This is a genomic window from Micromonospora sp. NPDC050397, from assembly GCF_044901685.1.
GTDB lineage: Bacteria > Actinomycetota > Actinomycetes > Mycobacteriales > Micromonosporaceae > Micromonospora_G.
In genome coordinates this window covers 356522-375724 of record NZ_JBJDPS010000002.1, presented here as the reverse complement: position 1 = coordinate 375724, position 19203 = coordinate 356522, and the positions used below count along the sequence as shown (strand labels likewise).

Here is a 19203-nt window from a genome sequence, read left to right as displayed (position 1 = left end):
TCGTCGACACATCAGCGATAGTGCTAGAAGGAGTTGAGATGAGTTTCCACCGAAGAATGCGTGCCATGCACGAAGAGTCACGAATGCGTGGTTTCGGCTTCCCACCGATCCCGCCGGGCGGCTTCGGCTTCGGCCCACCCGGTCACGGCCACGGCAGGGGACGCGGCCGGGGCCGTGGACGCCGCCCGAACGTACGGGCCGCCGTACTGGCCCTGCTCACCGAGCGGCCGATGCACGGCTACGAGATGATCCAGGAGTTGGACTCCCGTACCGGCGGGGCGTGGCGCCCCAGCCCCGGCTCGATCTACCCGACCCTGCAACTGCTGGAGGACGAGGGCCTGATCGTCGCCACCCCGGCCGAGGCCGGCGGCGGACGCAAGCGGTTCGGCCTCACCGAGACCGGCCGGGCGGAGGCGACCGAGGCAGCCCAGACCCCGCCCTGGGAGGAGTTCGCCGAGAACACCATCAATAGCTGGCAGGAGATCCGCGACGCCGGCTTCCAGGCGATGAACGCCCTCCGCCAGGTGATGGTCAACGGCACCGACGACCAGCGCGAACGCGCCGCCCAGGTGCTGGAGGAGACCCGCCGCAAGCTCTACGCCATCCTCGCCGAAACCGAGTGACCCCCGAGCACCGGCAGCGCCTACGACAGCCAACACAGAAGGGCGTCCCCACCACCCGGCGGGGACGCCCTTCTGCTCAGCACGAGAGGCGCCCCCACCACCCGGGGACGCCTCTCGCCCAACTCAGAAAGGTTTGTCGGGGCAGCGTGCCCACGACGGGATCAAGCCTGACCGCCCAGAGTGGGCACGCTGCCCCGACAAACCACCAGCTCAGTGAACCGTAACCGTAGGACCCGTGATCACGTCACGCAGCTCCTCCGGCAACTCCGCACCCATCTCGTCCGCCAACCGCAGCGCCTCTTCGATCAGCGTCTCGACGATCTGCCCCTCCGGCACGGTCTTGATCACCTGACCGCGTACGAAGATCTGGCCCTTGCCGTTGCCCGACGCGACGCCGAGGTCCGCCTCGCGCGCCTCGCCCGGTCCGTTGACCACGCAGCCCATCACGGCCACCCGCAGCGGCACCGGCAGCCCTTCGAGACCGGCGGTGACCTCCTCGGCCAGCTTGTAGACATCGACCTGGGCCCGCCCACAGGACGGGCAGGAGACGATCTCCAGGCCGCGCTCGCGCAGCCCCAGCGACTCCAGGATCTGGTTGCCGACCTTGATCTCCTCGACCGGCGGCGCGGAGAGCGAGACCCGGATGGTGTCGCCGATCCCCTCGGCCAGCAGCGCGCCGAAGGCGACCGCCGACTTGATCGTGCCCTGGAACGCCGGACCGGCCTCGGTCACGCCCAGGTGCAGCGGGTAGTCGCACTGCTCGGCCAACTGCCGGTACGCCCGGATCATCACCACCGGGTCGTTGTGCTTGACCGAGATCTTGATGTCGCGGAAGCCGTGCTCCTCGAAGAGCGAGCACTCCCAGAGCGCGGACTCGACCAGCGCCTCGGCGGTGGCCTTGCCGTACTTGCTGAGCAGGCGCTTGTCCAGCGATCCGGCGTTGACCCCGATCCGGATCGGCACCCGGGCGGCCTCGGCGGCGCGGGCGATCTCGGCCACCTTGTCATCGAACTGGCGGATGTTGCCCGGGTTGACCCGGACCGCCGCACAGCCGGCGTCGATCGCGGCGAAGACGTACTTGGGCTGGAAGTGGATGTCCGCGATCACCGGGATCTGGGACTTCTTGGCGATTGCCGGCAACGCCTCGACGTCGTCCTGGGACGGCACCGCTACCCGGACGATCTGGCAACCGGAGGCGGTCAGCTCGGCGATCTGTTGCAGGGTCGCGTTCACGTCGGAGGTCAGGGTCGTCGTCATCGACTGGACCGAGACCGGGGCGCCGCCGCCGACCGGCACCGAGCCGACCATGATCTGGCGGCTCAGCCGGCGGGTCGCGAGCGGCGGCGGAGGTACGGCCGGCATTCCGAGACTGACAGCGGTCACAGGACACTCACCTTGAGAAGAGCGTGATCGGATTTACCACGTCCGCGGTGACGGTGAGCAGCGTGAACGCGCCACCGATCAGGATCACCACGTACGTTACGGGCATCAGCTTGAAATAGTCGACGCGGCCCGGGTCGGGGCGGCCGAGTCGGGTGAAAATCCAGGTCCGGACCCGCTCGAACCAGGCGATGGCGATGTGTCCGCCGTCCAGCGGCAGCAGCGGCAGCAGGTTGAAGATGCCGACAAAGAAGTTCAGCGAGATGAAGATCAGGACCAGGAACTCCGCGACGCCGTTGGCCAGCGCCTCGCCGCCGAGCCGGCTCGCCCCGACCACGCTGATCGGGGTGTCGGCGTCCCGCTCACCGCCGGTGATCGCCGTCCAGAGCGCCGGCACCTTCTCCGGGATGCGCTGCAACGCGTGCAGCGTGTTGACCGCCATCTCGCCGGTGTAGTCGGCGGTCGCGCCGAACGCGCCGACCGCGCTGTACTTGATCATGCCCGGGGTCTGGATGTCGACGGCGACACCGAGTGCGGAGACGGCGGAGAGCGCACCGGACGGGTTGTCGAGCGGTGGGCGCTGCACCGACGCGAGCTGGACCACGGCCTGCTGCGGGTTGCCGTCACGCTGGTAGTCGATGGTGGCCGGGGCGTTGGCCGGCGTACGCCGGACCGCGTCGAGCACCTGACCCCAGGTGGCCACCGGCGTGCCGTTCACCGCGGTGATCCGGTCCCCGGTACGGAGTTGCGCCTGCACGGCCGGGCTCGGCGGATCGTTGGGCGTGCAGGCCCGCTGCACGTTCTCCACCACGACACAGTCGGTCAGGGTGATCACCGCCGGCTCCTGCCGGACCTGCGCCTCGGTGGCGGGAAAGTCGGGGTTGGGCAGGCCCATGAAGATCGCGGCGAACCAGAGGGCGACGATCGCCAGCAGGAAGTGCGTGACCGAGCCCGCGCCCATCACGATCGTCCGCTTCCACACCGGGTACCGCCACATCGCCCGCGGCTCGTCGGCCGGGTCGACGTCGTCGTCCTGCGGCGTCATTCCGACGATCTTGCAGAAGCCGCCGAGCGGGATCGCCTTGAGGCCGTACTCGGTCTCACCCCGCCGGAAGGACCAGACGGTCGGGCCGAAGCCGACGAAGTAGCGGGTGACCTTCATTCCGAAGAGCTTGGCCGTCAGCATGTGTCCGGCCTCGTGCAGGCTCACCGAGATGAGAATCCCCAGGGCAATGATCACGACCCCGAGCAGGTACAGCATCAAGCTCCCTTCACCGACATCTCGATGATCTTCTGGGCGTGCTCCCGCGCCCACGACTCCGCCGCGAGCACTTCCTCGACGGTACCCGGTTCACTCAGCTCTGGAGCCGCCTCCAGGACCCGTTCCAACGTGTCGACGATGCCGAGGAACGGTAGCCTGCCGGCCACGAACGCGGCCACGCACTCCTCGTTCGCCGCGTTGTAGATCGCCGGCCGCCCCCGGCCGGCGAGCCCGGCCTGCTTGGCGAGCCGGACCGCGGGAAAGGCAGCGTCGTCCAGCGGCGCGAACTCCCAGCGGTGGCTGGCGGTCCAGTCGACCGCGGCGGCGGCTTCCGGCACCCGGTCCGGCCAGCCCAGCGCGAGCGCGATCGGCAGCCGCATGTCCGGCGGACTCGCCTGGGCGATGGTGGAGCCGTCGACGAACTCGACCATCGAGTGGATCACCGACTGCGGGTGCACCATCACCTGGATGTCCGCGTACGGCACGTCGAACAGCTCGTGCGCCTCGATCACCTCGAGCGCCTTGTTGACCAGCGTGGCGCTGTTGATCGTGACCACCGGTCCCATGTTCCAGGTCGGGTGGGCCAGTGCCTGCTCCGGCGTGACGTCGGTCAACTCGTCCCGACGGCGGCCCCGGAACGGTCCGCCACTGGCGGTGAGCACCAGCCGGCGCACCTCGGCCCGGCTGCCCGAGCGCAGGCACTGGGCCAGGGCCGAGTGCTCGGAGTCGACCGGGACGATCTGACCGGGCCGGGTGACCGCGCCCCGGACGATCGCGCCACCGGCGACCAGCGACTCCTTGTTGGCCAGGGCGAGCGTACGTCCGGCCCGCAGCGCCGCCAGGGTCGGCGCGAGCCCGAGCGACCCGACGACCCCGTTGAGCACCACGTCGGCCGGCCACTGCGCCAACTCGGTCATCGCCGACGGGCCGGCGAGGATCTTCGGGATCCGGAACCCGCCGCTGGGGTAGCCGCGCTTGGCGGCCTCGGCGTAGAAGGCGAGTTGCAGGTCCTGGGCGGCCGATGCCTTGGCCACCCCGACCGCCTCGACCCCGAACTCCAGCGCCTGGGCGGCGAGTTCGGCGACGTTGCCGCCACCCGCGCCGAGCGCCACCACCCGGAAAAGGTCCGGATTACGTCGGGCGATGTCGATGGCCTGGGTGCCGATCGACCCGGTCGAGCCGAGCAGGACGATGTCACGCGGAACGCTCACCCGGACATTCTCCCTGAACCACGCCAACTACCGGACACCGAGCCTCATGCCCGCCGCTGACCTGCCCAAGCGGTCCCGCCGACCAGGCCGCCGCCAGCCGGAGCGGCGCGGACGAATCCCGTGCCGGCGCGCTGGATCAAGAGCGCTGGCGGATCAAGAGCGCTGGCGGATCAAGCGCTCGTGCCAGCGCCGCACCACGGCCGTCGCCCGCGCCGGATCGGTCAGCGGGAGCCCGGACGAGGCCCCGAGCCAGCGGCTGACCTCCTCCAGGGAGTAGATCTCGAAGACCCGGGCGAGGTCGGCCGGCTCCTCGGTCCAGTCCCGGACGACCAGCCGCTCGGTCTCGTAGGCGACGGCAACCGTCATGACCGTCGACCCTAACCGGATCCCGCTTCATGATCACGAAGAGTTCGGCTCGCCATGGCCGGCCGAACTCTTCGTGGTCATGAAGCGGACTCGCGCAGGCCGAAGCGGCGGTGCAGCCGGGCCAGCGGGGCCGGCGCCCACCAGTTCCAGCGGCCGAGCAGGCGCATGGTCGCCGGCACCAGCAGCGCCCGTACCAGGGTCGCGTCCACCACGATCGCCACGATCATGCCGACGCCGATCAACTTGATGAAGGTGGTGCCGCCGGTGGCAAAACCGGCCACCACCACGACCAGCAGCAGTGCGGCGGCGGTGATGATCCGACCGGTGTGCTGGAGACCGGCGGCCACCGCGGCTGTGTTGTCGCCGGTGGCCTCCCACTCCTCCCGCACCCGGGAGAGCAGGAACACCTCGTAGTCGGTGGCCAGCCCGAAGAGTACGGCCAGCATCAGGATCGGGTTGCTCGGCTCGATGAAGCCGGTCGGGGTGAACCGCAGCCAGTCGGCCAGGTGACCGTCCTGGAAGATCCAGACAACGACGCCGAACGAGGCGCCGATCGAGACCAGGTTCATCACCACCGCCTTGATCGGCAGCACCACCGACCCGAAGGCTAGAAAGAGCAGCACCAGGGTGGCCGCCGCCATGATCGCCGCCATCCAGGGCAGCCTCGTACCCAGGCTGTGCAGCAGGTCGGCGTCGACCGCCGGCCTGCCCCCGACCAGCACCTCGGCTCCGGCCGGTCCGGGCAGCCGGCGCAGCTCGCGGACCGCCGTCCGCGCGGTGTCGTCGTTCGGCTCGCCCCGGTACGTGACCGACAGCAGCGTGTGCTCACCTCGACTGGCGGCCACCGTCACCCCGGTCACCCCGGGCACCCGCCCCACCTCGGCGGCGAAGCCCTGCGCCGCCCCGGCCGGCACCCCCGATACGAGCACCTGGATCGGGTTCGCGTTGCCGCCCGGGAACTCCGCCGCGATCCGCTCGGTCACCACCCGGGGCTCCGCGTCGGCCGGCAGCACCCGCTCGTCGATCCCGCCGAACCTGATCCCGAGGAACGGGGCGGCCAGGACGGCCAGCACCACCAGCACCCCGACCAGGTAGGGCAGCGGCCGGCGCATGACGCTGCGGGCGAGCCGCGCCCAACCACCGCCCGCCGTCGCCGCAGCCGCTCCCAGACCGACTCCCGCCGGACCGACTCCCGCCGGACCGGACGCCGCCGGACCGGTTCCGGACGTCGCCGGACCGGTTCCGGACGTCGCCGGACCGGTTCCGGACGTCGCCGGACCGGTTCCGGACGTCGCCGCCGCTGCCCGGGCGGCGGCCCGGCGGCGTCGGCCGGGCAGCGGGACCCGCAACGCGTTGATCCGGGGTCCGAGCACGGCGAGCAGGGCCGGCAGCACGGTCAGCGCGGCGAGCATGGCGACCAGCACCGCCGCGACCCCGCCCAGCCCCATCGACCGGAGGAACACCTGCGGGAAGATCAGCAGACTGGCCAGGGCGAGCGCGATGGTCAGCCCGGAGACCAGCACCGTACGACCGGCGGTCGCCATCACCCGTGGGATCGCCTCCCGGGTGTCGCGCCCGGCGGTCAGCTCCTCCCGGAACCGGCTCACCACGAAGAGCGCGTAGTCGATCGCCATGCCGAGCCCGATCAGGGTGATGATGTTGACCGCGAACACCGACACGTCGGTGACCAGGTGGAGCAGGCGTACGGCGACAAAGGCGCCGAGGATGGCCAGCCCACCGATCACCAACGGGGTGGCGGCGGCGACCAGTCCACCGAAGATCAGGATCAGCAGCACCAGCAGCACCGGCAGGGAGAGCGTCTCGGCCCGGGTGATGTCCTCGGTGGTCTGCTCGTTCGCGGTAACCAGGAACGGCACGTTGCCGCCGACCTGGGTCCGTACGCCGGGCGCGTCCAGGTCGGGCCGAAGCCGTTCGAAGGCGGCGGTCTTGCCGTCCTCACCCCCGGCCCGCAACTGCACCAGCGCGTACGTGGCGTGTCGGTCGGTGGCGAGCAGGGCCGGTGAACCGGTCCGGTACCAGTCGGTGACGCTGGCCACCTCGGGGCGCTGGCGCAGCCGGTCCAGGGTCGCGGTGACCGGGCCACGGACCGCCGGCTGGTCCACCGTGGTCGTCCCGCTGGAGTAGAGCACCAGCACGTCGGCGCTCTGTTCGCCCAACTCGGCGACGATCCGCTGCTGGGCCCGGCTGGACTCGCTGGTCGGGTCGTCGAAGCCGCCGCCGGTGAGCGAGCCGAGCAGACCGGTCCCCCAGGTCGCGCCGAGGACAACCACCGCCAGCCCGGCGCCGAGCACCGCCCAGCGGAACCGTACGACCGCCGTACCCCACCAGCCGAACATCGTCGTCCCTCCACGCGCTCGTCCCCCTCGGGGGCGGATCACGATCAAGAACCGGGTTCAGCCTAGGACCCCTCCCGGGCGGGCCCGAACGGCACTAGGCTCCCCTGGCATGAGTGCAGAGCTGCCCGGTCGCGCGGACGTGGTGATCGTCGGTTCCGGTCACAACGGCCTGGTCTCCGCCGTGCTCCTGGCCCGGGCCGGTCTCGACGTGGTGGTGCTGGAGGCCGCCGGCACGCTCGGCGGCGCGACCCGCACCGAACAGCCGTTCGCGAAGGTACCGGGGCTGCGCCACTCGACCGGCTCCTACCTGCTCGGGCTGATGCCGCCGGAGCTGATCGCACTGCTCGACGTGAAGATCCCGGTGCTGCGGCGGGACCCGCACTACTTCCTGCCGACCCCGGGCGGCATCGGCTCGCCGTACCTGCTCTTCGGCAGTGACCGCGAGGCGACCCGGGCCCAGATGGCGTCGGTCTTCTCCCCCGCCGACGTGGCCGCCGACGACGCGATGCAGGCCGAGCTGGCCGCGCTCCGCGACGACCTGGCGCCGGCCTGGCTGGCCGAGCCGCTGCCGGTGCGGCAGACCGCCGAACGGTACGTCCGGCCGGCGCTGCGGAACGCCTTCGTCGACCTGGTCACCGGCTCGGTCGCCGACTACCTGGCCCGGTTCGAGTTCCGCTCGGAGCTGCTGGTCTCGATGTACGCGGTCACCGACGGGCTCTCCGGCCTCAACGCCGGCCCGGACGACCCCGGCACCGGGCACAACTTCCTGGTGCACAACATGTGCCGGCTGCCCGGTGCCGACGGCACCTGGATGATCACCGAGGGCGGGATGGGGACCGTCTCGCGGACCTTCGCCGACGCCGCCCGCGCCGCCGGGGCACGGATCTTCACCGGTACGCCGGTCAGCGCGGTCACCCTGGCCGGGGGCGTGGCGAGCGGGGTGGCCCTGGCCGACGGGCGGGAGATCGCGGCCGAGGTGGTGCTCGGCGCCTGTGACCCGTACCGTCTGATCGACCTGCTGCCCGACGGGGCGCTGCCGGCGGCGTTGGGCGACCGGATGGCGGCGTCGCGACGCACCGGGACCACGCTCAAGCTCAACCTGGCGCTGACCGGGCTGCCCCGGTTCTCCTGCCTGCCGGCGGACGCGCCGAGCCCGTTCGGCTCCACCATCCACCTGCTTCCCGGTTCGTCGTCCCTGATCGACGGCGGCACCGGCGAGTCGCCGATGGCGGCGCTGCGGGCGATGTGGACCGACGTACGGGCCGGGCGGCTGCCGGAGGAGCCGACCATCGAGTGGTACCTGCACACCACCGTCGACCCGTCGCTGCGCGACGAGGCGGGACACCACTCGTCGGCGCTCTTCGTGCAGTCGGTGCCGTACGAGCTGGCCGGCACCACCTGGACCGAGGCGATGCCGTCCTACGTGGACAAACTGCTGGCGATCTGCGAACGGTACGCGCCCGGTTCCGCCGACCTGGTCGCCGACGCCGTACCGCTGGCGCCGCCGGGGATCGAGGCGCACTTCGGCATCAGCGGCGGGCACATCCACCACGTCGACAACACGGTCTCGTTCGCCGACCGGATGCCGTACGCCACCGGGATCGACGGCGTGTACGCCGGCAGCGCCGGTTGCCACCCGGCGGGGAGCGTGATCGGCGCCGCCGGGCACAACGCCGCCCGGCGCATCCTCGCCGACCTCGGGCGCTGACGGCCGTCGGCACGCGGGTGACGGTGCCCCGTGCCGACGGGTACGACGCCCTGGTCGGCCGCTCCGTGGACGAGGACCGGTGGGGACGAGGACCGGTGGGGACGAGGACCGGTGGGGACGAGGACCGGTGGGACCCGCGATGAACGCGCGCGGACCTACTCGGCGGTGGCCGGCGCCTCGGTGCCGGCCCGGTGTGCCCGGATCTCGTGGCCGACGCTGGTCAGGCAGCGCCCGCTGTTCAGGTCGAACCGCCAACCGTGGAGCTGGCAGGTGAGCTGGTCGCCGTCGATGATGCCGAAGCGGGTCAGGTCGGCCTTCAGGTGCGGGCAGCGCCGTTGCACGATCCAGTCGCCGAGCTTGACGTCCTCGGCATCCGGGCGCTGCTCGGCGTACCAGCCCTCGGCGTACTGGAGGCGCTCCTCGGAGAGGCACTTGAAGAAGGCGTAGACAAACTCGTTGTACTGGCCGATCCGGGCGGCCGAGAAGCGGCAGGAGAGGAAGAGCGAGTTGACCCAGTCCACCTCTCCGGAGTGGAGCAGTTGCTCGATCAGCGCCCGCTCGGTGCGGAACCGGTAACGCACCTTCTCGTCGGCGTACGGCCGGACCTGCTGGCCCGGGAAGTCCACCACGATCGACTCGACCGACTCGCCGTCGTAACCGACCAGGTCGAACCGGACCGGGCCGCCGACCCCCTTGGCCAGGTAGACCGACTCCTCCAGCAGCGGCTCGATCCGCCGCTTCATCTCCCCGAGCACGTCCACCTCGGGGTGCCGCCAGCTCGCCTTGGCCGCCTCGATCACCGGCCGTGCCCGGGTCTGGTACTCGCGCAGGTGCTCTTCCTTGTTGGCGAAGAACGCCGCCACGTCCGGCACCGGGTGGCTGGTCTCGACGTTCTCCGTGGTGACCTCGGAGACGCTGCCCGGGAGCAGGATCACGCCGTTGTCGTAACCGAGCCCGTGGTAGTGGTCGATGAAGACCTGCTGGTCGGGGAAGATGTTGCCCTCGTCGCCGTGGATGTCGTTGAACTGCCACAGGTCTTCGTCGAGGAAGCAGGGCGGGCCGGCGATCGGGAAGACGTACGACGCTTTCAGGTCGTCGATGTACCGGACCGTACGGTCCATCTGCCGGTCGCGCTTCTGCTTGCCGAACGCCGTCTTCGCCGCGTTGGGCAGCTCGTAGACCATCGGGTACCAGATCGCGCCGGAGAACTGGAGCATGTGCGCGTGTACGTGACCCAGCTCGGCGAAGACCGACAGGTCGGTCGGGCGGGCGTCGTTCTGGTTCAACAGCCGTACGCCGTCGTGCTCGACCCAGAGGGACGAGTCACCGATCGGGCCGTCGGTCGGGCTGGTGAGCGCCTGGATCATCACCTTGAGCCCGCCGTCGAGCTCGACCACCTCGTTGCTGGTGGTACGCAGGAAACTGGTGAAACCCAGCTCGCGCAGCTCGTCCTCCAGCTCGGAGGTGGGGTATTCCGGCAGCAGGACGGTCGCCTTCTTGGAAATGAACCGCTTGAGGTGCGCCGCGTCGAAGTGGTCCCGGTGCAGGTGCGACACGTAGAGGTAGTCCACCTGGCCGAGGGACTCCCAGTCGAGCTGGGAATTGTCCGGGAATGGGAACCACGAGGCGAAGTAGGCCGGATTGACCCATGGATCGCACAGGATGCTGCCCGCGGCCGTGTCGATCCGCATACTGGCGTGTCCCGTACCGGTCACTCGCACCGTGCACTCCTCCTTGCCGAAAACGTGTCGTACGCCCGAACTCCTCGGCGGAAAACCGTGGGCGTACGCCCAAACGCTACCGGAGTGGGCAGCGGGGCCGACCCGCGACGCCAGGTTGCCCGCTCGGCGAACCCGGGCCTGCCGCATGACCAGCATGGAGACCCTGCACCAGCATGGAGACCCTACGGCGACGCCACCGACCGGCGTGCCAGACTGAAGCGGAGATCCGATCGTGAGGGGAAGGACCGAACGTGGCAGGAAGCGAGCCGGTAACGTCGCCCGACCAGCGCAAGCCGGGACACCGGAGGGCGGGCCAGATCGGCGCGGTTGTCTCCGCGATAGCGCTGCTCTTGATGTTGATCGGCAACCACGAGGGTGCCGTCGAGGAGATCTGGCTGATCGGCATCGCGGTCGGGCTGCTGGCGATCGTGATCGGCGACGCCGTACTGCGCCGCAACGGCCTGCGCTCCTGACCGTCGACACCGTCGAACCTGGCGGCGACGTACCCGTCGACAAATCAGGCCCGTCCCCGATCGGGGACGGGCCTGATTCACGTCTCGGTCAGCGCCGACGCAGGATGTCCTGGACCTCCTTGAGCGCGGCCTCGACCTCGGCCTCGAAGTAGCCACCGGGCACCAGCCCGAACTTCATGAGGTCGAGTTCGGCCGGGTTCACCGGCATCGGGCCACGGCCGGACATGCTGGCCAGGATGCCGTCAAACAGGCGGTCGACCTGGTCGGGGTCGTAACCACTGCCGAACCTACGCACCTGGAACCCACGCCGGATGTGGTCGATTCGCGCCATGTCTCCACCCGGGCCGCCGGGCATCGGCGGCGGGCCACCCATCGGCGGGCCACCCATCGGCGGACCGCCCATCGGCGGGCCAGCGGGCGGCGGGCCGCCCATCGGCGGACCGCCCATCGGGGGACCGCCCATCGGGGGACCACCGGGCGGCGGGCCGCCCATCGGGGGACCGCCCATCGGCGGGCCAGCGGGCGGCGGCGGACCACCGCCGGGCGGCACACCGAGGCCGGGACCACGGCGCAGGTCACGGTCGGGCATCCTGATCTCGGCGGTCATGTCCATCTTGCCGTGTCGGCCAGACTCGAAACCGTCGAAGCGGTCGTCCGGCGACGGGCCGAATCCGGCGCCCGGACCACCCGGTCCGCGCCCACCGCCCGGTCCACCGGGACCGCCCGGACCGCGTGGGGCGTCGTAACCGCCGGGCCCACCCGGCCCACCCGGCCCACCGGGTCCACGGGGAGCGTCATAACCACCGGGACCACCGGGACCACCGGGGCCGCCCGGCCCGCCGGGGCCGCGTGGGGCGTCGTAACCACCGGGACCACCGGGTCCACGGGGAGCGTCATAACCACCGGGACCACCGGGACCACCGGGACCACCGGGACCACCGGGACCACCGGGACCATTCGGCCCGCCGGGTCCATTCGGCCCGCCGGGACCACGCGGGGCGTCGTAACCGCCGCGTCCCGGACCGTCGTAACCACCACCCGGCCCACCCGGGCCGTCGTAACCGCCACCGGGGCCACCTGGGCCGCCGAAGATTCCGGTGGGCTCGTCGTACCGGCCGTACTGGTCGGGTGGACCCGCCTGGGCCGGCATCGGCCGCTGCGGCAAGGACGGGGCACCCGGAGGCAGAGCGCGGTCGTCGCGCATCGGCGGACCCATCCGGTCCGGCGGACCCATCCGATCGGGGGGACCCATCCGATCCGGCGGCGGACCCATCCGGTCGGGCGGGCCCATGCGATCCGGCGGGCCCATGCGATCCGGCGGGCCCATCCGGTCGGGCGGACCCACCCGGGCCGGCAGGCGTGAGTCCGCGCCCCGGCTGCCGCCGCCACGTTCCTCGAGCTCGGCGAGTTGCCGCTCCACCCGGTCGAGGTGCAGGTCAACCTGCCACTCGTCGTATCCGCCGAAACGTACTCGGAAGACGACATCGTGGACTTCCTGCGAGGCGACGGGCGCACCGGCCGGCGAACCGGCGAGCGTGGCCTCGACCCGATCCAGGAACGTGTCCACCTCGTCGACCTTGTAGCCCCGCCGGAGCGCCTTACGCCGGAAGCGCTGACCCTGACTCGCCACTATGTCTCCTGCTTCGATCGCTCATCACGCAGCCCACCGCCGCAGTCGGCCCGATGGCTGTGCCCACTCACGTGGCCACCTCCGCCGCCGCCAACTGCCCACATGCCCCGTCGATCTCCCGCCCACGGGTGTCGCGGACCGTGGTCGACACCCCGGCCTCCCGCAGCCGTCGGACGAACTCCCGCTCGACCGGCTTCGGGCTGGCGTCCCAGCGGCTGCCCGGCGTCGGGTTGAGCGGAATGAGATTCACATGTGCCAACCGCCCGGCCAACAGCCGGCCGAGCAGGTCGGCCCGCCACGGCTGGTCGTTCACATCTTTGATCATTGCGTATTCGATGGAAACCCGACGTCCCGTACGATCGGCATAGTCCCATGCCGCGTCCAGCACCTCGGCGACCTTCCACCGCTGGTTGACCGGAACGAGTTCGTCGCGCAGATCATCATCAGGTGCGTGCAACGACAGCGCAAGGGTCACCGACAGGTCCTCGCCCGTCAGCCGGCGGATGGCCGGCACCAGCCCCACCGTGGATACGGTGATGTGGCGCTGGGACAGGCCGAGCCCCTCGGGCGCCGGAGCACAGAGCCGGCGGATCGCCGCGATCACCCGCGCGTAGTTGGCCAGCGGCTCGCCCATGCCCATGAACACCACGTGCGAGAGGCGGGGCGGCGAACCGGCGACCGCCCCGGACGCGGCGACACCGGCGAGATAGACGGCCTGGTCGACGATCTCGGCGGTCGAGAGGTTGCGGGTCAGTCCCGCCTGACCGGTGGCGCAGAACGGGCAGGCCATCCCACAGCCGGCCTGGCTGGAGATGCAGACGGTGATCCGGTCCGGATACCCCATCAACACGCTCTCGACCATGGAGCCGTCGTGCAGCCGCCACAGCGCCTTGCGGGTGGCACCGTCGTCGCACTCCAACTCGCGGACCGGAGTCAGCAGCGTCGGCAGGAGCGCGTCGGTGATCCGGCCACGGCTCGCGGCCGGCAGGTCGGTCATCTGCGCGGGGTCGCGCACCAGCCGACCGAAATAGTGGGTGGAGACCTGCCGGGCACGGAAGGCGGGCTCGCCCAGGTCCGCGACCAGCGCCTGCCGGTCGGGCAGGGCGAGGTCCGCGAGATGGCGCGGTGGCATCGACGCACGAGGGGCTTTGCCGGTCGCGTTCGGCGCGTCCGGACTGATCTGGATCAAGGGCAGGCTCGTCATGGCCTGTCCAGTCTCCCACGCCGTTGGAAGCGCACACCTGGCCGAGGGGTCCCAACCAGGAGGTGATCTCGGCAAAGCGGTCCGCGTCCAGGCATCTCAGCCGACCGGCACCAGGATGGTCAGCAGGAGATATGCCACCGGTACGGCGAACAGGACCGAGTCCAGCCGGTCCATCAGACCACCGTGTCCCGGCAGCAGATTGCTCATGTCCTTCACGCCCAGGTCCCGTTTGATCATCGACTCGCCGAGATCACCGAGCACCGCCGCGCCCGAGACGGCCACCCCGAACAGGGCGCCCCAGAGCGGGTTCACGTCGAGCAGGAGCGCGAGCAGCACCGCGCTGCCGCCCGCCGCCGCCAGCACCGAGCCGGCAAAACCCTCCCAGGACTTCTTCGGGCTCACCGACGGGGCCATCGGGTGCCGCCCGAACATCACCCCGGCGGCGTACCCACCGGTGTCGGACAGCACCACCGCGACGATGGTCACCACCACCCGGAGGTGCCCGTCGGTGGGCTCGGCGGCGAGCAGCGCCGCGAAGCCGCCGAGAAAGGGCACGTACACCGCGACGAGCGTGGCGGCCGTCACGTCGCGCTGGAAGTTCGCCGGACCGTCCCCGAGCCGCCACACCGTTGTCGCCAGCACGGTGACCAGCAGGCCGAGGCTGAGCGCGTCCAACCCGGCGAACCAGGCCAGCGCGACCATCAGGACCCCGCCGGCAACCAGTGGCACCAACGGTGGCCGGGCGCCACCGCGTCCGATCGCCTGGACCATCTCCCAGATCCCGACCCCGACCGCGCCGGCCACCACCAGCATGAACACCGGCGGAAACAGGAACAGCGGGACGACGACCAGGGCGCCGAGGCCGAGGCCGACGCCGATCGCGGCCGGCAGGTTCCGGCCGGCCCGGCTGGTGGTCGGCAGGGTGGCGGGTCGCCCCGGTCCGGCTCGGCGTCGCCCGGTACGGGGACGAGGGCCGTCCGGCTCGGCCGGGTACGAATCGGGACCGGGGTTAGCTCCGTCGACCGGGCCACCCGTACGGACGTCACCGGGGCCGCCGTAGTCGGGGCGTACCCGGCCGGGGTCGACGAGGTCCGTCCGGTAGGTGTCCGGCCGAATCGGTTCGAGCAACTCCGTCTGGTCGGAGTCGCGCACCGGGGCCCAACCCAGCGGGTCGGTCAGTCCGTCCGCCCCGGCGTCCGCCCTGTCAGCCCCGCCAGGGTAACCGTGGCCTCGGTCGTCCGGCCGGTACGGCTGCCCGTCCGGCCGCTCCACCCCGGCGTACGGTCCGGCGCCACCGGCGTACCCGTCCCGGCGGGCGGGGGTGTCGCCGTGCCGGTATCCGGACACGGGCGCATAACCCGGCGTCTCGGCAAAGGCCTCGGGCGCGGCACCGGTGTGCCGCGCCCGGGGTCGAGGCTCCTCGTGACCATCCGGCCAGTACGGACCCGCTGGTCCGTCCTGGCGCTGCCAGCCCTGGGACTCGGCGCTGCCGTTGGGGTCGAGGTAGGACATCAGACCTCGAGCAGCTCGGCTTCCTTGTGTTTGACCAGTTCGTCGACGTGCGTCGAGTACCTCTGGGTGAGGTCGTCGAGTTCCTTCTCGGCGCGGCGGCCCTCGTCCTCGCCCGCCTCGCCGTCCTTGACGATCCGGTCCAGCTCTTCCTTGCCCCGGCGGCGGATGTTGCGGATCGCCACCTTGGCTTCCTCACCCTTGCCACGAGCAATCTTGATCATGTCCCGCCGCCGCTCCTCGGTCATCTGCGGCAACAGGATCCGGAGCTGGTTACCCTCGTTGTTCGGGTTGACACCGAGGTCCGAGTCGCGGATCGCCTTCTCCATCGCTTGGAGCTGCGAGGCGTCGTACGGCTTGATGATCGCCATGCGCGGCTCCGGTACGCCGACCGACGCCATCTGGGTCAGCGGCGTGGGCGAGCCGTAGTAGTCGATGATGATTTTGGAGAACATGGCCGGGGTGGCTCGCCCGGTGCGGATGGCACCGAACTCCTCCTTGGCGTGCTCGACCGCACGTTCCATCTTTTCCTCGGCCTCGAGGAGAGTGTCGTCGATCACCTGCTCCCTCGCCTCCCTCACTCAGTCGTAGGTCGTGTGTCACGCCCGGCTCGCGCCGGTTCCCGTCCGCCGTCACGGCCGGCACGCCGTGCTCTGCCTATGGTCACGGCTCACGCCGTGCTCTGTTCATGGTCACGGCTCACGCCATGCTCTGTTCATGGTCACGGCTCACGCCGTGATCAAGGTCCCGATCCGGTCACCGCCGACGGCGCGGATGATGGTGTCGTCGCCCTCGGCGCCGAAGACCAGCATCGGCAGGCCGTTCTCCTCGCAGAGGCTGAACGCGGCGGCGTCGGCCACCCGCAGCCCGCGCCGGAGCACCTCGGAAAAAGTGATCTTGTCAAGCTTGCTGGCGGTCGGATCGGTACGCGGATCGGCGGTGTAGACCCCGTCCACGCCGTTCTTGCTCATCAGCACCACGTCGGCGCGAATCTCCAGCGCACGCTGGGCGGCGACCGTGTCGGTCGAGAAGTACGGCATCCCGGCGCCCGCGCCGAAGATCACCACGCGGCCCTTCTCCAGGTGCCGGATCGCGCGCAGCGGGATGTACGGCTCGGCCACCTGGGCCATCGTGATCGCGCTCTGCACCCGCGTCTCGATGCCCTCCTTTTCCAGGAAGTCCTGCAGCGCGAGGCAGTTCATCACGGTGCCGAGCATGCCCATGTAGTCGGCGCGGGCCCGGTCCATACCCCGCTTCTGCAGCTCCGCGCCGCGAAAGAAGTTGCCGCCGCCGACCACCACCGAGACCTGCACGCCACGACGTACGACGGTCGCGATCTGCCGGGCGATCGCCTGGACCACGTCGGGGTCGACCCCGATCGCCCCGCCCCCGAAGACCTCACCGGAGAGCTTGAGCACCACCCGGCGGGCGCGTCCCGGCGGGGGCGCCGTCGGATCATCCGCCGCCAGGCTCCGCTCACCAACCACCTGCGTCATCCGACCCGCCTCTCCTCCGCGGACATTCCGTCCGCTGACCCGCCGCACCTGCCGCTGCCGACCTTATGTGACGAGGAGGCCGCGGTGCCTCTCATGTACACCGGCGGCCTCCTCGTGGTTTGTCCGTTGGTCCCCGCACCGCCCCGGCCTGGCCGGGGCGTCGCCGGGATCCGCTCAGGCCTGGCCGACCTCGAAGCGGACGAAGCGGGTCACCGTGATGCCCGCCTCGGCGAGCACCTGCTTGACCGTCTTCTTGTTGTCGGTGACCGACGGCTGCTCCACCAGGACGTAGTCCTTGAAGAAGCCGTTGACCCGACCCTCGATGATCTTCGGCAGGGCAGCCTCCGGCTTGCCCTCCTCACGGGCGGTCTGCTCGGCGATGCGCCGCTCCGACTCGACCGTCTCGGCCGGCACCTCGTCGCGGGTGACGAACTGCGGCCGCATCGCGGCGATCTGCATCGCGGCGGCCCGGGCGTCCGCGTCCCCCGCCTCGTCCGACTTGCCGGTGTACTCGACCAGTACGCCGACCGCCGGCGGCAGGTCCTGTGCCTTGCGGTGCAGGTAGACCGCGATGGTGCCGTCGAGTACGGCGAAGCGGTTGAGCACCAGCTTTTCGCCGATCTTCGCCGACTGCTCCTGGATCAGGTCGGCGACGGTCTTGCCGTCCAGCGTCGAGGCGAGCAGCCCCTCGGCGTCGGTCACGCCGGCCTTCTCGCCGTGCTCGACGAGCTGCTGGGCCAGGGCGATGAAGTCCGCCGTCTTGGCGACGAAGTCGGTCTCGCAGTTGAGCTCGAGTAGCGCCTTGCCGGAGTGGGCGACCAGACCGTTCGCGGCGGTACGGCCGGCCCGCTTGCCGACATCCTTGGCACCCTTGATGCGCAGCAGCTCGATGGCCTTGTCGAAGTCGCCCTCGGCCTCGGTGAGCGCCTTCTTGGAGTCCATCATGCCGGCGCCGGTGAGGTCGCGGAGCCGCTTGACGTCCGCAGCGGTGAAGTCTGACATGACTCTCTCTTCGGTGTTTGAGACTGCGATGGATGATCTGCTAACGGGAAACTTCGGATCCGGGCGCGCTGTGCTCGTACGCGCTCGGGTCCGCCGACCGCGGGTGCGGCCGGCGGGCCCGGCGGCAGGGTCACTCAGCGGCGGCGGCAGCGGGCTCCGCGGCCTTCGGCTCCGAGTCGTCGGCCTTCTTCTCGGTGTCCTCGATCAGCTCGCGCTCCCACTCGGCGAGCGGCTCGTCGGCGGCCACCACGCCCGGCTCCGGCTTCTCGTCGGTGCCGCGCGACTTGCCGGAACGGGCGATCAGACCGTCACCGACCGCCGCCGCGATGACCTTGGTCAGCAGCTCGGCCGAACGGATCGCGTCGTCGTTGCCCGGGATCGGGAAGTCGACCTCGTCCGGGTCGCAGTTGGTGTCGAGCACCGCGATCACCGGGATGCCCAGCTTGCGGGCCTCGTCGACGGCGATGTGCTCCTTCTTGGTGTCGACGACCCAGATCGCCGCCGGCACCTTCTGCATGTCCCGCAGACCACCCAGCGTGCGGGTGAGCTTGATCTTCTCCCGGGAGAGCTGCAGGGTCTCCTTCTTGGTGTAACCCGCGGCGGTGCCGGAGAGGTCGCCCAGCGCCTCCAGCTCCTTCATCCGCTGGAGCCGCTTGTACACGGTCTGGAAGTTGGTCAGCATGCCACCGAGCCAGCGGTGGTTGACGTACGGCTGGCCGACCCGGGTCGCCTGCTCGGCGATCGCCTCCTGGGCCTGCTTCTTGGTGCCGACGAAGAGGATGCTGCCACCCTCGGCGACGGTGCGGCGCACGAACTCGTAGGCCGTCTCGATGTACTCGAGCGTCTGCCGCAGGTCGATGATGTAGATGCCGTTGCGCTCGGTGAAGATGAAGCGCTTCATCTTCGGGTTCCAGCGGCGGGTCTGGTGCCCGAAGTGGACACCGCTCTCCAGCAGCTGACGCATGGTCACTACGGCCATGGTGGGGTGCTCCTTCAATGTCCCTGGTTGTCACGCCGGGCCGGCGGCCTGGCGTCCTGACGCCTGGTCGCCGGCCATGGTGGGCCCAATCAAGATCGGGACCAGGGGGCCGTCGTCCCACGGGCATCCGTGGAAAGGGCGCGCGAGGTCGACCGCACGGGCGGTCGCCAGTTGCCAAGTGTACGCCCCACGCCCCTCGCCCCCGCACAACCCCGGGTACGGACGCCTCGCACGAGGGGGCGAGCGTGACGCCCCGGGACGATCCGCCCGAACGATCGGCCGC

16 protein-coding genes are annotated in these 19203 nt (G+C 70.7%); 3 read left to right on the top strand and 13 right to left on the bottom strand.

Going from position 1 to position 19203, the window contains the following annotated elements; genetic code table 11:
- Positions 1–38: 38 nt before the first annotated feature.
- Positions 39–623: a PadR family transcriptional regulator gene (locus tag ACI2K4_RS07795; protein ID WP_404509615.1), complete on the top strand. Its 585-nt coding sequence runs from the start codon at positions 39–41 to the stop codon at positions 621–623.
- Between the two features lie 210 nt (positions 624–833).
- Here ACI2K4_RS07795 and ispG read toward each other — a convergent pair whose 3' ends face one another.
- The 5 genes from ispG to ACI2K4_RS07770 form a co-directional block, all read right to left on the bottom strand.
- Positions 834–2006: a flavodoxin-dependent (E)-4-hydroxy-3-methylbut-2-enyl-diphosphate synthase gene (ispG, locus tag ACI2K4_RS07790; RefSeq protein ID WP_404509614.1), complete on the bottom strand. Its 1173-nt coding sequence runs from the start codon at positions 2004–2006 to the stop codon at positions 834–836.
- A gap of 7 nt (positions 2007–2013) precedes the next feature.
- Positions 2014–3264 (bottom strand): M50 family metallopeptidase, encoded by a 1251-nt coding sequence (locus ACI2K4_RS07785; RefSeq protein ID WP_404509613.1) that lies wholly within the window; start codon positions 3262–3264, stop codon positions 2014–2016.
- Positions 3264–4475 carry a 1-deoxy-D-xylulose-5-phosphate reductoisomerase gene (gene dxr, locus ACI2K4_RS07780; protein WP_404509612.1) on the bottom strand — a complete coding sequence of 404 codons (1212 nt, stop codon included), beginning with the start codon at positions 4473–4475 and terminating at the stop codon, positions 3264–3266. Before dxr ends, ACI2K4_RS07785 begins: the two co-directional genes overlap by 1 nt.
- A 153-nt stretch (positions 4476–4628) precedes the next feature.
- Positions 4629–4841, bottom strand: coding sequence for a hypothetical protein (locus tag ACI2K4_RS07775; protein WP_404509611.1), 213 nt, complete (start codon positions 4839–4841; stop codon positions 4629–4631).
- A 77-nt stretch (positions 4842–4918) separates the two neighbouring features.
- Positions 4919–7198, bottom strand: a complete 2280-nt coding sequence (locus tag ACI2K4_RS07770) for an MMPL family transporter (RefSeq protein ID WP_404509610.1) — start codon at positions 7196–7198, stop codon at positions 4919–4921.
- 109 nt (positions 7199–7307) lie between these two features.
- Here ACI2K4_RS07770 and ACI2K4_RS07765 point away from each other — a divergent pair, with 109 nt between their 5' ends.
- Positions 7308–8906, top strand: coding sequence for a phytoene desaturase family protein (locus ACI2K4_RS07765; RefSeq protein ID WP_404509609.1), 1599 nt, complete (start codon positions 7308–7310; stop codon positions 8904–8906).
- A 155-nt stretch (positions 8907–9061) separates the two neighbouring features.
- On the opposite strand, the gene ACI2K4_RS07760 is transcribed toward ACI2K4_RS07765, so the two are convergent.
- Entirely contained in the window at positions 9062–10627 is a 1566-nt protein-coding gene (locus tag ACI2K4_RS07760; protein WP_404509608.1) for a Rieske 2Fe-2S domain-containing protein, read from the bottom strand.
- A gap of 251 nt (positions 10628–10878) precedes the next feature.
- Between ACI2K4_RS07760 and ACI2K4_RS07755 the strand changes: the two genes are divergently transcribed.
- A complete protein-coding gene (locus ACI2K4_RS07755) occupies positions 10879–11100 on the top strand; it encodes a DUF2631 domain-containing protein (RefSeq protein WP_404509607.1) in 222 nt (73 codons plus the stop codon).
- An 88-nt stretch (positions 11101–11188) separates the two neighbouring features.
- Here the strand turns inward: ACI2K4_RS07755 and ACI2K4_RS07750 are convergent, their stop codons facing one another.
- The 7 genes from ACI2K4_RS07750 to rpsB form a co-directional block, all read right to left on the bottom strand.
- Complete coding sequence (locus tag ACI2K4_RS07750) at positions 11189–12730, bottom strand: DivIVA domain-containing protein (RefSeq protein ID WP_404509606.1); 1542 nt, start codon at positions 12728–12730, stop codon at positions 11189–11191.
- A 67-nt stretch (positions 12731–12797) separates the two neighbouring features.
- Positions 12798–13934 (bottom strand): 23S rRNA (adenine(2503)-C(2))-methyltransferase RlmN, encoded by a 1137-nt coding sequence (gene rlmN / locus ACI2K4_RS07745; protein WP_404509604.1) that lies wholly within the window; start codon positions 13932–13934, stop codon positions 12798–12800.
- Between the two features lie 96 nt (positions 13935–14030).
- Positions 14031–15446 carry a phosphatidate cytidylyltransferase gene (locus ACI2K4_RS07740; protein WP_404509603.1) on the bottom strand — a complete coding sequence of 472 codons (1416 nt, stop codon included), beginning with the start codon at positions 15444–15446 and terminating at the stop codon, positions 14031–14033.
- Positions 15446–16003: a ribosome recycling factor gene (frr, locus tag ACI2K4_RS07735; RefSeq protein ID WP_404510295.1), complete on the bottom strand. Its 558-nt coding sequence runs from the start codon at positions 16001–16003 to the stop codon at positions 15446–15448. Before frr ends, ACI2K4_RS07740 begins: the two co-directional genes overlap by 1 nt.
- A 168-nt stretch (positions 16004–16171) precedes the next feature.
- Positions 16172–16939 carry a UMP kinase gene (gene pyrH, locus ACI2K4_RS07730; protein ID WP_404509602.1) on the bottom strand — a complete coding sequence of 256 codons (768 nt, stop codon included), beginning with the start codon at positions 16937–16939 and terminating at the stop codon, positions 16172–16174.
- A gap of 174 nt (positions 16940–17113) precedes the next feature.
- Positions 17114–17941 (bottom strand): translation elongation factor Ts, encoded by an 828-nt coding sequence (gene tsf, locus ACI2K4_RS07725; RefSeq protein WP_404509601.1) that lies wholly within the window; start codon positions 17939–17941, stop codon positions 17114–17116.
- 130 nt (positions 17942–18071) lie between these two features.
- Positions 18072–18920, bottom strand: coding sequence for a 30S ribosomal protein S2 (gene rpsB / locus ACI2K4_RS07720; RefSeq protein ID WP_404509600.1), 849 nt, complete (start codon positions 18918–18920; stop codon positions 18072–18074).
- Between the last annotated feature and the right edge of the window lie 283 nt (positions 18921–19203).